We start from the raw sequence: 16,148 nt of genomic DNA on the forward strand, positions 1-16,148 counted from the left end.
GCTCATATTTTTATAAATAAACCCATAGTCCCGCCTAAGAGATTCAAGTACAGTTAAAGCAAGCAAGGATGCAGGAATGCTAGGATCGCAGGTTAGTCTAAAAAATGAAAAAAAAAGGGGATATTCTAAATGCGAGTAAAGCTTAAGGTATTGGTACCAACAATGATCGTTGGGCTTGCAGCTCTATTGGCTGCATGCGGCAGCGACAGCACCAACCCGCCGGCGGCAACATCAGCTACAGGATCACCAGCTCCTACAGTCAACAAAGACCCTGCCAGCTTTCTGATTTTGAATAATGACGGCGGTGAGGCTTACGCCAAGCAAGCCAAGAAGGATGACATCTTTTACAAGGAAATGTCCAAGTTGTTCTCCGACTATATCGGTGCTCCGACGGAATTAGCCTACGAATTCATTCCGGCTGCAGACTTCTCACAACAGTTGACCGTACGTTTTGCATCCAGAGACTTTCCGCAAATTATTGCCACCTCTTCGATTACAGATAAAGGGCATCCGACAGCGGTAGAAAATGGAATTTTCCAAGATTTGACACCTTTGATAGAAAAGTACGGTCCGAACTTGAAAAAGAAAATTCCTAAGGAAATTTGGGATAATCCGCGTATAAGCAGGGATGGTAAAATCTATGCTATTCCAAAGCTGTTAACTCCGCTTAACCCAAGAGCGCTGTTGGTCCGTAAGGACTGGCTCGATAAACTAGGCATGAAGCAACCTGAAACGGTCGATGAATATCTTGCTTTCTTCGAGGCGGTTAAGACAAAGGATCCTAACGGCAACGGAAAGAATGATGAGTACGGATATGTCATGCGTGCAGATATGGGCTTCAGTAACGCCTTTTTCGCTGCATATGATGTTGAACTGACCGGGAACAACTCCGCTTGGCAATTCGAGAACAACCAATTCATCCCGGACATTATCAATCCGCGAATGAAAGAAGCCATTAAGTTATACAAGTTGATGTATGACAAGGGCTATATTAAAAAAGATTGGGTGACTTTGAAGGCAGCGGATTGGGTCAAAGACATCACCGACGATACGGTGGCAGTATGGAGTCACGATTTGCGCAATGTACCAGTCAGTTGGAGTCCGGATAAATTTGTGAGCAAGAAGGCAGTTGTTGACTTGCTGCCAGGTATTAAAAATCAAAAGGGCCAGCTTTCTCTCGGCTTCCGTAGTTTAAGCATTGCAAAGGTGCATGTCATCACTAAGGATACGAAAAATCCGGAGCGCTTCGTACAGTTCATGGATTGGACTTATTCCGATGATGCTAAGAAAACAAACTTCTTCACTTACGGCATCTCCGGCCGCAACTTCACAGAGACGGCAGGTAAGATTGACTGGAATGCAACAAGTGATTTCAACACAAAAGAAAAGGCTTTCTTCCAAACGATGATCAATCCGGCTGGCGACACAAGAACAGATCCTAAGATTATCGAGCGTATGGGTGGCTTCGATCCGAAAGTATTGGAGAAAGGTGTGAAATACTCGGAAACGAACTTGTTAACTAGCCCGTCCATTAACATGGAGTTACCTGATGTATTAAACACGAAGCCTGAGCTTGGAAGCGGCACAGGGACCTTGTTCCAGGATATGTTCGCCAAGGTAGTCACTGGCAAGGAAGAGGCAGATGCGGCGTTTGACAAATTTGTAGCGGATTGGAAAAAACGCGGCGGAGACGAAGCTATTAAACAAGCAACGGACTGGTACAACAAAAACATCAAGAAGTAAACCATCAAGAGAAAAGAGAGGCAGGGGAGCGTCTGCTCCCCTTCTGTCATCTCAGAAGCTAACAATTCAACGCATAGGTGGTTAATTATGCTAATCAAAAAAATGATCTCTAACCCTCGAACCGCTCTTTTTCTAATTGCGTTGCCCGGTATTTTACATTTTCTCATTTTCAAGTACTTTCCGTTATTAGGGAATGTTATTGTTTTCCAGAATTATGACATGTTCAAAGGAATTTGGAACAGCAAATGGGTCGGTTTCGACCATTTTGTGACGATGTTTTCCTATTACGATTTTTTAACCATATTAAAGAACACGCTGATTCTTAGTTTTTATCGAATAATATTCGGGTTCCCGGCGCCTATTATTTTAGCGCTGTTTCTAAATGAGATTCGCAGTTATTTTTTCAAACGGACGATCCAAACGGTATTATATTTCCCGCACTTTTTGTCTTGGGTAATCGTGGGAGGGATCTTTCTCAACCTTCTCGCAACCGACGGAGTTATTAATGAAATTCTTGGTTTGTTCGGAGTCCAACCGATTAAATTTTTGCAAACCTCAGCCTATTTCCGAAGCATTATCGTATGGGCCGCAATATGGAAAGAGGTCGGGTGGGGCACGATTATTTATTTGGCTGCCATTGCCGGCATTAATCCGAATTTATATGAAGCGGCTGTGGTTGACGGGGCATCTCGTTGGAAACAGATGTGGTATATTACGCTTCCGTCTATGCTTCCGGCCATTATTGTCCTGTTCCTGCTGCGTATAAGCGATATTTTGGAATCGGGTGTAGAGGAAGTCCTGATGTTTATGAATCCTTTGGTTCGGGATGTGGCGGAAGTAATTGATACTTATGTGTATCGGGTTGGTTTGTTGGAAGCGCAGTTCAGCTATACGACCGCTATTGGTATTTTCAAATCGATCGTCGGCTTGATACTTGTTGTTGGACTTAACGCTGTGTTTAAGCGCAAAACGGGCGAAAGCATATACTAAGGGGGGACACGTCATGCCAATTTACGGATCAGAACGAACGTATCATATAATAAGCACAATCGGCTTCCTGATAATAGGGGCTTTGATGTTAGCCCCGATGGTTCACGTTCTTGCCCTGTCGCTTAGCAGTTCCGAATACGTTGACGCAGGGAAAGTGTATTTGTGGCCAAAAGGGTGGAACATCCAGGTTTACGAGCAAATTTTTCAGCAAAAATCATTGTGGAAAGCGCTTGGAGTTAGTGTAACTATTGCAGTAGTGGGTACGGCGATTCATTTATTTTTTACTTCTACGATGGCATTTGCCTTATCCAGGCCCTATATGCCAGCACGTAAGCTGATTCTTAAAGGGATTGTGGTTACCTTCATTTTTGGCGCACCGTTAATTCCCTATTTTTTAGTTATTGATTTCCTGGGGTTGACCAATACACTTTGGGCGCTAATGATTCCAGGTGCAATCGGGGCATTCGGCGTTATTATTATGAAAACGTTTTTCCAAGGCATTTCATCGGAAATCTTCGATGCGGGTAACATTGACGGCTGCAGCGAATTCGGCATTTATGCAAGATTATGTGTGCCTTTATCATTGCCGGTGTTTGCAACAATCGGCTTGTTTCATGCGGTGGGCTCTTGGAATTCTTATTTCAATGCATTAATTTTCATTCGCGATAGGGATCTCTATCCAATTCAAATTGTACTTAGAGGACTGATTGTTCGGGAGGATTCCCCAGAATTTTCGGCCATGAACCAGCTGCATATTACACCAGAAACGATGAAAGCAGGCATTATTATTTTCGCAACGATCCCGATCATTCTTGTGTACCCGTTCCTGCAAAAGTATTTTGTCAAAGGTGCTCATCTAGGATCCTTGAAGGAGTAGGCTGCTGGTGAAGAAACTTCCATTGGGAGGGTAAAAAAGCGATGAAGACCGTTCAAGACAGTAGGAAGAGAGAACACTTATATCCCATTTATTTGGTACATGAGAAAGAAATCGGGAAGGAAGCGGAGGAATCCGCTCCTTTTCTTATTGCAGACGTTCAATTTCGCGGGAAAAAGACAAGGCTTCAGCCGACTGCTCACCAAATGCGGTTTAACGCTTATACGGAAATGGACGAGTTGGTCGTGCGTGTGGAATATGAGCATGTCGAAAGCCGAGGCGGCGACCATGGCGACGTTCTGCTCTTCTTCGATCGCGGGAGTACGCGGCGCAAACGCCATAATATGTTTACTCTCCGGATTAGGAACGGCAGTCGGGTCGTATATGAGGAACATAATTATGAGTTGGAGACTATGGAGCTACCTCCTTCTATCCGATATCAGCTTGGGACATCGGGAGGGATAGACTGGGCTGAATTTCGTATCATGCTGTCGTATTTGCGTATAAATTCTGCGGAGGATCGAGTGGTAGGGTTCAATGCTGCCCGTATCCTGCAGGATCCTGCGGATAACAACAACTTGAGCGGTGACTTCATCTCTTGGTCCGGCATTCCTGGAGATCGGCCCTCAGGCGGTGTTGGCAACGGAGATTTGTTGTTGACCCGCGGGCTTGGCGAAGGTGAAATTACGGAGTGGGCCGAGAAGGTGCAAACCTATGGCAGCACTCACTTCTTGCAGTGGGAGAGAAGGTTCATCCCTGAGGAGATCCATGGGCTTATGGCGGAGAAGTCCAGAGGCTATACAGGGCGGCTGAATGCTTCTGATGTGAAGCGGGCGAGACACAGCGCGGAGTCGACGGAATGGGGACGCCTCATGAAGCGGGACATCCTTGATGTGGCTAATTACTGGGCGGCCAAGAGCGACGAAGAGCTGTTCGAGTTCGTGCCGGTGGGCAACCCGCGTGCCTTGTCAGTGGGACAGTTTTTCGGCAACCCGCTTTATGGCGGGAAGCGAACGGCTTTTGAGGTGTGTCTCGAAAGGCCTTATGAATATTACAGTATACATACGAAGACCTGGTGGCATGTTGGCATGACCTTGGAGCATCCGGAGACTGGGGAAGAAATTGTGCTGGAGGATGATGGCGGGGGATTCGTCGCACCCGAGGGGTTTCCGGTGCCTGGAGCTAGATATATGTTCACGGCGGCCTATCGCTTGTTCCTCATCTCGATGCTGCTTGGAAGGCCTTACTGTACCGTGATGGAGGATAAGAGTGCCTGTCCCGAAACTAGTGGAGAGCGTTATGCTTCCGCTATTCCGAATCTTGCCTTCGCCTATCAGCTGACGCAGGACAAGAAATATGCGTACAAAGCTTTGCTGCTCGCAGGTCGGCTGGCGGAGCTAATCCCTTATATGAACGGAAATTACGGATCAGGCTATTACGACACGGTGCAGATTGCAGAACCGACGACGACCGAATGCCACTGGTTATCCGCTTATTTCGATGCATTGGACCTGCTGTTCGACGTAATCGGTGAGGTTGAAGGTGATTTGAAGGCCTTTTTCGCTGACAAACCGGATGCTGAAGGCCGCTCACGGCAGCGTCCTTTTTGCGTGAAGACGGCTGTGAACGACATGATTCCATTCGTCTTGTACAGCTGCGAGATCGAGCGCACACGCAATACGGATTGGTCGCTGCGCTACATTTATCTGGAGCTGCTCATCGCAAGCTACATGGGCAGCGGCAAGCTGATGCATCGAGTGCTGAATGAAGGGCCGCATTGTCTGAAAGGGAAGGTGCGCAACAACTTTTTCCGCGACGGCCGGTATATTTATGACTCTCTCGGTTATTTAGTGCAAATATGCGATCAAGTAACGATGATGGCGAACAACAATTATGGGTTCCGGGATGAGGAGTATTTTCCGGACGGAATAGACATGTTCGAGCAGCAGGAGTATGGAATCAGCCAAGTGATCCGTTATTATTCACGCCTATATTGCGGCGGCTTGACGCCGATGTTCGGGGATACAAATGCGGACAACCGGGAGCCTGTATCGGAAGAGCGGCGCAAAGGAAAATTCAAGTATAGCCCGGCGTTCGAGATCAGCTACGCTCGTATGAAGTCTTTGCGCGGCGTACTGGGACCGATCCTGGCGCAATATGATTCAGCCGAACTCCAATCATACAGGCTGCAGAGCAATAATAATACGAATGTGAAACATTCGATGCTGTTGCTGGCCTTATCGGCGGACTGGGAGGAATACCAGACGTATAAGCAGAATGGGGCCGCAATTCAGCCTTCATTCTTGGTTGAGGATTCCGAGACGAGCGTGCTGCGTGCAGGGACCGATGCGCATAACTGCAAGCATCTGGTGTTGTACGGACAGCCTTCTGCAGGGCATAAGCACGGAGACAAGCTTGGCTTGTGGATTGGTGCATACGGTTATCACCTGATGGCCGGAGTCGGGGGGTACCCGTTTACTTGGCTCAGCCCGAAATTCGACCAATGGGAAATTCACTCCGCAGCGTGTACAGTGACACTGGTGGACGGGAAACACCAAGCGCCCTCCTATTCCGAGCAGCGCTGCCATTACGAAGGGGAACTGCTTCAGGTAACAGGAATGGTGAATACGACTGCATATCCCGGAACTACGTATGAGCGGTGGTGCTGGCTAGTTCAAGCGCCTGATCGGAAAAACGCTTATGTAGTAGACTTGAGCTATTTGTCGGGGGGCGGCACATTCGATTACAACACGATGGGCTTGGATGCTTCTCCCGAGCAGATCGAGTTCCAAGGAGTGAGCGAAGAAGACTGGCTGCCGTTGCGGGGGACGCTTGCGGGAGAAGATGTGGAGCTGTACAGCCAATCGGGTTATGGCTGGATGAAAGCGCAGCGATACGTGCGTACGGAAAGCCCGATCTCGTGGACTTACCGCTATGCGGGTGCCGGAATGAAGGTGCATACATTGCCCGATCCGGAGTCTGCACGCGAGGTAATATGCAGCTTGGGCGAGCGAGGCGGCGAGGAAATGGGCAAGTCCCGCTGGGAGCCATTCGTGCTGTGGCGGGATAAGGTAGCTGATCCTGCTGCAGCAACCGGTCACAAGGCTGTATTCGCAACCGTGCTGGAGCCATTCGAGCGGGAGAGTGAGGAGGATCGGCGGTACATTGCGTCGGTCCGGCCGATGGTATGTAAGACGCTCGATGCAGCCACAGGGGGACAAGATCATACAGCTGCCGAGGTGCAGCGTCCAGTGGGAATCGAGTTAAGGTATGAGGACGGAGTTCATAAGGATATTCTCATAGCTGTTCATGAAGGATGCGGCGCAGCTGTATTTGTCGATTCAGACGGAGTTGAATATTGTTCAGATGCCAAATCGCTGTTGCTTCGCTACCGGGATGGCTTATTAGTGGACATGGAAGCAGTAGGCTTCACTACTATTTCGGACAATGTTCATACCAGGAACAGAAAGGCAGTGGCTTGTATAGGGCATATAACTTCGGTTAACGTCGAGGATCGCGAGGTACAAGTGGAGTTGACCGAGGGCGCACATAATTGGTCCGCTGAAGCGCTTAAGGGGCAGGTTGCCCTTATTGATTCGCCGGAATATGGCAAGCCGTCACCCTATTATTTGCATGATGCTCGACTTGATGGCGCTAAGCTTACATTCCGCTCTGATATGTCGCTTATTAAGCTGGATGCCGATTGGAAGTCGCCGCAGAAGCGATTAGGCATGGGCGCGAAGCAAGCCGTGCTGCACGAGGGGAAGCAGGTGCTTGTTGATATTAAGCCTGGGGACTCCTTCCACCTGTGGAATGCCGTTCGAGAGACTTTCTCACATTAAGAAGGATCAAGTTGAACTTGGAGGCGGTCGATATGAAAATTTCTTGTCATTTGATTACATGGAACGAGGAATATGAGAAGGGGCTCAAGGAAGCTGCCGAGTTAGGCTACAAAGCCTGTGAGACCTTTACTCGTATTGCCCTGCAATTCGAAGATCGGATGGAGACATTCAACGAACTGCTTGCCTCGAACGGTTTCGTGTTGTCCGCTCTATATGGCGGAGGCAAGTTCGGAGATCGGGCTAACCGCGATGAGCTCATTACGTACAACACACGGGTGGCCAAAATGCTGGCTGCGTGCGGCAGTGATCGGATTGTATTCGGTCCGCGCGGACCGAGGAATCCGAACGGCACACCGCTCGAGGAGCTGAAGGTAGCGGCCGAGACGATGAATGAGGCAGCCAAGCGATGCAGCGATCTGGGCATCACCGCCTGCGTACACCCGCATCTGAACACGGAGATCCAGGATGAACGGGAGATCGACGCCATCATGGAATTGACGGATCCGCGCTATGTATCGCTCTGTCCGGATACGGCGCATCTGTATCGGGCAGGGATGGATCCGGCTGTTATCATTTCGCGCTATCGGGATCGCGTGAAGTATCTCCATCTGAAGGATGTCACACCTGAGCCGACTGAGCTCGCACAGATTGCGATAACCTCGGGTACCGAGGCGATGCCGATCTTCTGCGAACTGGGTCTCGGACCGGTCAATTTTCCGCAAATTATTAACCTGCTTAAGGAGATCCAATACGACGGTTGGCTTACAGTTGAGATTGACAGCTCCCGCACGACGCCTAAGCAAAGCCTTACGGTATGCAGAGATTACATCGAACAAACACTTGGCCTAAGCGTAGGGAACTAACCGATTCCTGTTCAGCAGCTCTTCTGGCGTGCAATGTGATGAGATGGAAACCGATGGATCTGCGAGTTATAATAGAAGGAGTGTTCAATTATAAGGAGCGGGTACATAGTGGAAGTGTCAGCACAAGAGGTTGCCGAATGGATGGTTAATGAAATTAAGTTTAAAGGAATTCTCCATCAGGAGGAGGCCGTAGCTTATGTCCGAGCTCACTTTGGCGAGGAACATGTTTTTCAGAATGAGAAAGGGAACCATTCTCTCTCCAAGGATGTGAAGAAAGCATTCCGTAAGCTCCATAACGGGAAAGTAGCATGGGAGCGGGACGGTTTTTTCTGGGCTTGGACTTAAAGCAGTAGTCACAGGAGCTGGACTGTGGCTGCTGCTTTTCTTGATGCGGCATTGGAACCTGGTAGTTAAGGTGGTAAACTTATAACATACTTACTTTATTAGGGAGGGACAAGATGGATTTTCTACAACCAAATCCGCAATTGTATAATGTACCTTTTCGAGTAACGGATGGGTTTAATGGGATGCCTTACCGGGCGTTAGGGTCTTCTGGATTACGGGTGTCAAATGTTGGGCTTGGAACTTGGAAGATGGGGTATCCGGATACCGGAGACGGCTCTCGGATCGATCAGAACCAGGCTTGGGATATTTTTGATCGCGCAGTTGAGTTAGGGGTGACGTTCTGGGATACTGCGAACCGGTACAACAATGCTTCAGGCAACTCGGAACGCATAATCGGCACGTGGATGAAGCGCAATCCGGAGCAACGGCGTAACGTCATTATAGCTACTAAGCTGTGTGGCGGGATGGATGGAATAACCCCCAATCATAGCGGGTTGTCTCGAAGTAATATACTCGATTCTGTATATGCAAGTTTACAGAGGATGCAGCTGGATTATATCGATGTGTTATATTTCCATCAGTTCGATGCGCTTACTCCGATCGAAGAGAGTTTGGCTGCGATTGAGGATTTGGTCCGACAGCAAGCGATTCGTTATTTTGCCGTATCGAACTTTAATCAGGAACAGCTTGAAAGCTATAGGAAGGTTACGGAAGGCAGCTTTCCTCGTACGCGAATCACAGCGGTTCAGAATAATTTTGACCTGTTGAATGGGGAAACGGCGAATCAAACGGGTGTATTGTCTTATTCAGCCGAGCACGGAATTTCCTATGTAGCGTGGAGTCCGCTTGCTAGAGGGCTGCTCTCTGATCGTTACATCAATCCGGAGAGAGTAGGACCCGGGAACAGGCTTTATGATGAAGGTGATTTGGACAAGGCCTTGGAGCCTGTTATTGCACAGAAGCTGCAGAAGCTCGCTGTGTTATCCCAGGCATGGGGGATGGAGCTGAATCAGTTGGCGCTAGCCTACATGCTTACATTGCCGGGAATGGGGCCCGTCATTCCGTCGTCTAGTAATGTTAAACAGCTTGAGGCTAATGCCGCAGCAGGCAGGATCGTGCTGACGAATGAGCAGCAGGCTAAGGTGCGTGAGGCTTTGCAAATGGAGTGATTGCTAGGCTTCACACATAATAAAAAGAGTAGGCGCATGCACAAGCATGCGCCTACTCTTTTTATTTGTGAGGGTCACATTGGTTTTCATCTTATCCTGCGCTTCGCTAATGATTACAACAAACTCGCTGAAGATTATCGGGCTGTAATCCCCTATTATTACTCGGTAATGATTGTAGACGGTTATCAGCGGCTCCGATACATTCGAAGTAAGCCACCCGCTTAGAGAGGAACGAAGAAGAGATACGTTTGCAACTTACATCTTATATCGAAAACTGGAACTATCTCGTGCTGAACATGATTGCTTGGCTTGAGGGGCGGCCGACAGAAAGGAATTTTAGGAAAGGGGGCAGAACAACTTGTCCGTCAAAAGCAATGCAAGCCTGGAGATCGCAGGCATCGGGCGTAAGACAGCCCCAACCGGAAGACCGCCATGGAGAAGGGTTATTCGCGACCGATGGCTTTATTTGATGCTGCTGCCCGGCATCGTCTATTTTCTCTTGTTTAAATATTTGCCCATGTGGGGCGTGCTGATCGCGTTCCAAAATTACCAGCCATTTCTCGGCTTTTGGGACAGTGATTGGGTCGGCTTCAAACATTTCGCACGGTTTTTCGGGGAGCCGACGTTCTGGATGCTATTCCGCAATACGGTGATACTGGCTGTCTATAATCTCGTCTTCTTTTTTCCGCTGCCGATTGTCGTGGCGTTGATGCTGAACGAGGTGCGCAAGGAATATTTAAAACGGTTCGTGCAGACGATGGTATATATTCCCCATTTTTTCTCATGGGTCGTCGTCGTCGGTATTTTCTACATGCTGTTTACGGTCGAAGGTGGTCTGGTCAACGAGCTGATCGTGAGAGCGGGCGGGGAACGAATCAACTTCCTGATTAGCGGGGATTGGTTCCGTACACTGATCATGGCCGAGGTGATCTGGAAGGAAACCGGCTGGGGCACGATCATCTTCCTGGCGGCGCTTGCTGGAGTCGACCCGCAGCTGTACGAAGCAGCCAAGATCGACGGAGCGAGCCGGTGGAGGCAGCTGTGGCATATTACGCTTCCGGCCATCCGCAGCACGATCGTGATCCTGCTGATCCTGCGACTTGGCCATTTCCTGGACACGGGCTTCGAGCAGATCATCCTAATGCTGAACGCATTGAACCGTGACGTCGGGGAAGTGTTCGACACTTACGTTTACTCGGTCGGGATCAATCAGTCCCAATTTAGCTACAGCACGGCGGTGGGGCTGTTCAAATCGCTGGTCGGCTTGCTGCTGGTGCTAGTGACGAATGCTCTTGCCAAAAAGGCCGGAGAGGAAGGCATTTATTAATGAAAGGAGGCGATCCAGCTGAAGAATCGATCGTTTGGAGGACTGTTTGATACGGTCAATATCATCCTTCTGCTACTATTCGCTGCTTTGACGGTACTGCCGTTTCTGTATATGGTTCTGGGTTCCTTCGCTTCCCCGGAGGAGTTCGCCAAGCGGGGCATGATGATCATCCCGACAAAGTTTTCCCTTGAAGCCTATATCTATATTTTTTCGACCAATACGATTGTACGCAGTCTGTTGAATACGGTCATAATCACGCTTGCAGGGACGTTCATCAATTTGCTGTTCACGGCACTGATGGCGTATCCGCTTGCACGCAGGGAGTTGCTCGGACGCAAGCCGATTATGCTTATGATCATTTTCTCGATGCTGTTCAGCGGAGGGATGATTCCGACTTTCCTGGTCGTCAAGGCGCTTGGGCTGATGAACTCGCTCTGGTCCCTGCTTCTGCCAGGAGCGATTAGCGCCTTCAACCTGATTATTCTCAAAAATTTTTTCCAGCAGATGCCCGAGGGCATTGAGGAATCGGCGAAAATCGACGGCTGCAACGATCTTGGCATTTTGTTCCGGATCGTGCTGCCCTTGTCACTTCCGGCTATTGCCACGTTTTCGCTTTTTTATGCAGTGGGACACTGGAACTCCTTCTTCTCGGCCATTCTGTACATCAACGATACGACCAAATGGCCCATTCAAGTTATATTGCGGCAGGTGGTTATTATGGCGGAAGGGGGCATCGGCGATTCCAGTCAGGTGAACGATTCGTTCACGATTCCTCCGCAGTCTATCAAAATGGCGGTCATTACCGTATCAACGCTTCCAATTCTGCTGGTATATCCGTTTTTGCAAAAGCATTTCGCCAAAGGGGTTTTATTGGGTTCGGTTAAAGGATGACGCCAGGACGGGTTATCTCTTAATATAAAAACTAGAGGAACAAAGGGAGGATCACATCAATGACAGAATGGAACATACTAAGGAGCCGAAGTGTACGGATGATGGGGGCCATGCTTCTTTCGGCAGGATTGATCGCCGGGTGCAGTCAGGGCACGGAGAAGCCTGCAGAAACCCAAGGGACGGTGCAGCCATCGGTGAAGCCGAAGGAGCCGCTCAAGCTCTCCATGATGAACATGTACTACTCTGCAGAGCCGCCAAAAGCGGACAATGAAGCCGTAAAACGGATTGAGGAGTACACAGGAACGAAGCTGGATATTACGTGGGTGCCGAATTCAGCGTACAACGACAAAATCAATGCGACGATTGCGGCTGGCGAACTGCCCCAAATCATGATGGTCGCAAGCAACAAAAGCCCGGGCATCGTCAACGCGGTCAAGTCAGGTATGTTCTGGGAGATCGGTCCTTATCTGAAAGATTATCCGAACCTTAGCAAGCTGAATTCGCTCGTCCTGAACAATATTGCGGTTGGCGGCAAAGTGTACGGGATATTCCGAAGCCGTCCGGTAGCGCGCGAAGGGGTCATTCTGCGAAAGGATTGGCTTAATACGGTAGGGCTGACGGAGCCGAAGACGATCGACGATTTCTACAAAGTGATTCAAGCGTTCGCCACCAAGGACCCGGATAAGAACGGCAAGAACGACACCTTCGGCATGTACGAAGGAAGAGGGATGAACGGGTTTCAGACGATTCTGGCCTGGCACGGCGGTCCGAATTTGTACGGGATTCAGGACGATAAGGTCGTGCCAGACTTTATGGCGAAGGAATACCTAGAAGCGATGAAGTTTTACAAGCGCTTGTACGACGAAAAGCTGATCAACCAGGACTTCGCCGTCGTGCCTGGCACGAAGCGCCAGGAGGCGATCAACCAAGGGAACGCAGGTCTCATTATCAGCACACTGGATGATGTGAACGCCGGCTTCAATGATCTGGTCAAGGTCAATCCGAACGCCGTCCTCGATGTCGTCAGCCGCATTAACGGACCGAAGGGCGATAGGCTGATGCTGTTTAACGGCGGTTATGTGGGTGTCTATATGTTCCCTAAGACAAGCGTGAAGAGCGAGCAGGATCTGAAAAATATTCTTGGCTTCATGGATAAGCTGGCAGATGCGAAGATGCAGAATTTGTTCGAGTGGGGCATCGAAGGCAAGCATTACAAGGTTGAGAATAGCAAGCCGACGCGCACGGACGGCAAGGCGTACGAAACAGACATCAACTCGATCTATCAGCTTCGCTTTGACAACGGCGATTTGGCTTCAGAGGGCGAGGATGCTCCTATCGTGAAGAAGTATAAACAGATGTTCAAGAATAACGCAGCCATAGCGGTAGCGAATCCGGCGGAATCGTTCGAATCCGCGACGCTTGCGGAGAAGGGCTCCGAAATCACCAAAATCATTCAGGACGCGAGAGTCAAGTTCATCATGGGCAATATCGACGAAGCAGGTTGGAATCAGGCGCTGGAGCAATGGCGTAAGAGTGGTGGAGATAAAGTCATCGAAGAATACACCGCGCAGTACAAGGCTCTGAAAAAATAAAGTGCGCTAGACCGGAGGAGGCTGACTGACTTACAATAGGCAGGAGGAATTCACTGCTGCTTGCAGCATGAATTCCTCCTTTATGCACATACAATGGGGGTTTGTCCGAGCATGAGAATTCGTCCGCCTAAATATTTGTTGCGTTTATTCCTGTTCAGTCTGGTGCTGGGCACCTTGCCGGTGCTCGTATTAGGGGTCCTGTCTTATCAGAAGTCATCGGAGATAATCCAGGATAAAGTGGCCAAGGGTAACATGCTGAATCTGGAGCAAACGCAGCAAAGGGTGGAGCAGGTTCTGAAGACGGCGGACAAATCTGCGGTTCAATTCATCAGCTCATCTCTTGTAAGCTCCTCAATGAACATGCCGTTAACCCCTGGGCAGTTCGAAACAGTTAACGGCCTGCTTCAGGGCTTGCAACAATTGCAAAGCTATGAGCTCGGTATATATGATGTGCTATTGACCAGCCTGAACCAGGGCTGGGCGATTGATAACAGCACAGAGGTGCTGCGAATCGAAAGTTTCAAGCAAGCCGATATGGTGAGGAACTACGCAAGCTATGGCAAAACAAGCTTCTGGACGATCGCTGAGTCGGGTAATGAGGTGCATCTGGTTAAGAAACTTCCCGTGCATTCACTTGCGCCTTCCGGTCTCATAGTGATCAAATTCGATAGCAAGAAGCTTAACAAGCTGCTAACGATCAATCGCGATCTTGGCGAAGTGATGATTCTTGACGAGGCTGGGATGGTGCTTGCCCATAGCGATCCGGATCAGATCGGCAACAATTTCAGCAACGTCCCGGAGCTTCAGCGGCTTCGTAATGGGCAGGAAGCGATAGGAGAGTATCATGACAACGCGGGCGGGGGCGTGGGAGTGATCTTCCGCAAATCGTCTTATAACGGATGGACCTATGTATCCATCTCCGCCGTTGATTTGATTACGAAGGATTCCAAGGTGATCAAATGGTACACGTATACGACTTGCCTGCTCATCCTGGCGTTCACGATACTGTTGTCCTGGCTGGGCTCCCGAAGGATGTACAGTCCGATCTACCGACTGTACCGTTCGCTCCAAGCAGAGCCTGGGTTGGTTCAATCCGGGAGTGGGGAGCGCGATCGGGATGAGCTTGGCTATATCGGTAATCAAGTGCACGAGATGCTGCACACGAAGCATAGGCTCACCGGTATTATCGAAGATCAACGTCGTCAGGTGGAAGAGCTTTTCATGATTAAGCTATTCCAGGGGGAGGTAAGGGCCCGAGATATTCATGAACGGCTAGAGGCAGCTGGAGAGAGGCAGGCTTGGAACGACATATGCGTATTGGCGGTTCAAATCGATACCTTCGAGGGGACCCGTTATGAGGAGAGGGATGAAGATCTTCTGCTGTTTGCCATCAACAACATTGTGGAGGAAATTATCCCCGCCTCAGAGCGCTTGAAGCCAGCCGTAATTCGTCGGACCCAGGTTGCGCTGCTTGGCAGCGGAGGAGTAAGCCAGGAGTTGTTCAAGAAAAGAATCAATGAGTTAGCGGCCGAGATCCGGTATAAGGTGGAGCAATTCCTCGAGCTGGAAATCAGTATAGGGATCAGCCGCTTCTACCCTACCGTAGAGGCTGCGCAAAGAGCTTATCAGGATGCAACGGAAGCCTTGAAATACACGATTCGAACGGGGCCGAGCTCGGTCATTTATATCGAAGACGTGGAACCGGAAGGAACGATATTATCGAGACTCCCCGACCGGTTGGAGCAGGAGTTGCTGGATGCGGTGAAGTTGGCCGATTTTGACCAAGCGAACCATCTGCTGAGTGCGTACTTGACGGAAATTTTTCGGGAGAAAGTGGGGCACCGGGAATATTTCGTTCCATTAACGGCCTTCCTGCTTAATCTTGTGTTGATGGCGCAAAATTCAGGAGAACCGATTGAGTCGCTGTATGACGGGGAAAAGTCGCTGATTGACCAGCTCTATCGGTTAAAAACGATCAAGGAGATCGAGCAGTGGTTCAAGGATACGCTGATCATCCCGATGATGGAGCTGTTCGAGAAGAAACGAAAGCATCAATATGTGAAGATTTCCGACCAGATGCTGAACATGATTCGTGAGGAGGTGGAGACGGACCTGTCGCTGGATCTTTGCGCAACGCGGCTGGGCTATCACCCGGACTACATTAGGGGCGTGTTTCGCAAGGAGGTAGGCGTGAGCTTCAGCGAATGTTTGTCCAGCTTCCGACTGCAGAGGGCAAAGGAGCTGCTCGTCGAGACGGACCTGAAAATATCCGAGATCGCAGAACGGCTGCATTATAACAATTCGCAAAATTTTATTCGTTATTTTCGCAAGCAAGAGGGGATGACACCAGGACAATATCGGGAAAAATTTAACGAGGAGTGATAATAATTGAAAAAACAGATGGGGCTGATCCGAAAAGGGGTCAGCCCCATCTGTATATTGTCCAGTAGCGTCTCTGCGGGTAATCCAACTCGAAGTAACAACTAGCTCAGATGAAATATGACAACGATGT

At 49.5% G+C, this 16,148-nt stretch carries 11 protein-coding genes; all 11 read left to right on the top strand.

Annotated elements, in window-relative coordinates:
• Positions 1-129: 129 nt before the first annotated feature.
• Complete coding sequence (locus tag AC58QD_RS15880) at positions 130-1,743, top strand: type 2 periplasmic-binding domain-containing protein (RefSeq protein ID WP_497334872.1); 1,614 nt, start codon at positions 130-132, stop codon at positions 1,741-1,743.
• An 87-nt stretch (positions 1,744-1,830) separates the two neighbouring features.
• Positions 1,831-2,733 (top strand): ABC transporter permease, encoded by a 903-nt coding sequence (locus tag AC58QD_RS15885; protein WP_497334874.1) that lies wholly within the window; start codon positions 1,831-1,833, stop codon positions 2,731-2,733.
• Between the two features lie 13 nt (positions 2,734-2,746).
• Entirely contained in the window at positions 2,747-3,610 is an 864-nt protein-coding gene (locus tag AC58QD_RS15890) for a carbohydrate ABC transporter permease (RefSeq protein WP_497334876.1), read from the top strand.
• Between the two features lie 41 nt (positions 3,611-3,651).
• Positions 3,652-7,449, top strand: a complete 3,798-nt coding sequence (locus AC58QD_RS15895; RefSeq protein WP_497334878.1) for a hypothetical protein — start codon at positions 3,652-3,654, stop codon at positions 7,447-7,449.
• Between the two features lie 32 nt (positions 7,450-7,481).
• Positions 7,482-8,312 (top strand): sugar phosphate isomerase/epimerase family protein, encoded by an 831-nt coding sequence (locus AC58QD_RS15900; RefSeq protein WP_497334880.1) that lies wholly within the window; start codon positions 7,482-7,484, stop codon positions 8,310-8,312.
• 108 nt (positions 8,313-8,420) lie between these two features.
• Complete coding sequence (locus AC58QD_RS15905) at positions 8,421-8,657, top strand: DUF6953 family protein (RefSeq protein WP_497334882.1); 237 nt, start codon at positions 8,421-8,423, stop codon at positions 8,655-8,657.
• A 113-nt stretch (positions 8,658-8,770) separates the two neighbouring features.
• Entirely contained in the window at positions 8,771-9,826 is a 1,056-nt protein-coding gene (locus AC58QD_RS15910; protein ID WP_497334884.1) for an aldo/keto reductase, read from the top strand.
• A 397-nt stretch (positions 9,827-10,223) separates the two neighbouring features.
• Entirely contained in the window at positions 10,224-11,153 is a 930-nt protein-coding gene (locus AC58QD_RS15915; protein WP_497335011.1) for an ABC transporter permease, read from the top strand.
• Between the two features lie 12 nt (positions 11,154-11,165).
• A complete protein-coding gene (locus AC58QD_RS15920) occupies positions 11,166-12,044 on the top strand; it encodes a carbohydrate ABC transporter permease (RefSeq protein WP_497335013.1) in 879 nt (292 codons plus the stop codon).
• Positions 12,045-12,103: 59 nt separating this feature from the next.
• Complete coding sequence (locus AC58QD_RS15925) at positions 12,104-13,636, top strand: extracellular solute-binding protein (RefSeq protein ID WP_497334886.1); 1,533 nt, start codon at positions 12,104-12,106, stop codon at positions 13,634-13,636.
• Between the two features lie 111 nt (positions 13,637-13,747).
• Positions 13,748-16,018, top strand: coding sequence for a helix-turn-helix domain-containing protein (locus AC58QD_RS15930; protein WP_497334888.1), 2,271 nt, complete (start codon positions 13,748-13,750; stop codon positions 16,016-16,018).
• The last annotated feature ends 130 nt before the right edge of the window (positions 16,019-16,148 follow it).

The organism is Paenibacillus sp. J2R1T-4 (genome assembly GCF_059692235.1).

What these genes read in the sequence shown, in the direction of transcription:
- AC58QD_RS15880 (WP_497334872.1), top strand. Translation starts at nt 130, where the DNA reads ATGCGAGTAAAGCTTAAGGTATTGGTACCAACAATGATCGTTGGGCTT.
- AC58QD_RS15885 (WP_497334874.1), top strand. Translation starts at nt 1,831, where the DNA reads ATGCTAATCAAAAAAATGATCTCTAACCCTCGAACCGCTCTTTTTCTA.
- AC58QD_RS15890 (WP_497334876.1), top strand. Translation starts at nt 2,747, where the DNA reads ATGCCAATTTACGGATCAGAACGAACGTATCATATAATAAGCACAATC.
- AC58QD_RS15895 (WP_497334878.1), top strand. Translation starts at nt 3,652, where the DNA reads ATGAAGACCGTTCAAGACAGTAGGAAGAGAGAACACTTATATCCCATT.
- AC58QD_RS15900 (WP_497334880.1), top strand. Translation starts at nt 7,482, where the DNA reads ATGAAAATTTCTTGTCATTTGATTACATGGAACGAGGAATATGAGAAG.
- AC58QD_RS15910 (WP_497334884.1), top strand. Translation starts at nt 8,771, where the DNA reads ATGGATTTTCTACAACCAAATCCGCAATTGTATAATGTACCTTTTCGA.
- AC58QD_RS15925 (WP_497334886.1), top strand. Translation starts at nt 12,104, where the DNA reads ATGACAGAATGGAACATACTAAGGAGCCGAAGTGTACGGATGATGGGG.
- AC58QD_RS15930 (WP_497334888.1), top strand. Translation starts at nt 13,748, where the DNA reads ATGAGAATTCGTCCGCCTAAATATTTGTTGCGTTTATTCCTGTTCAGT.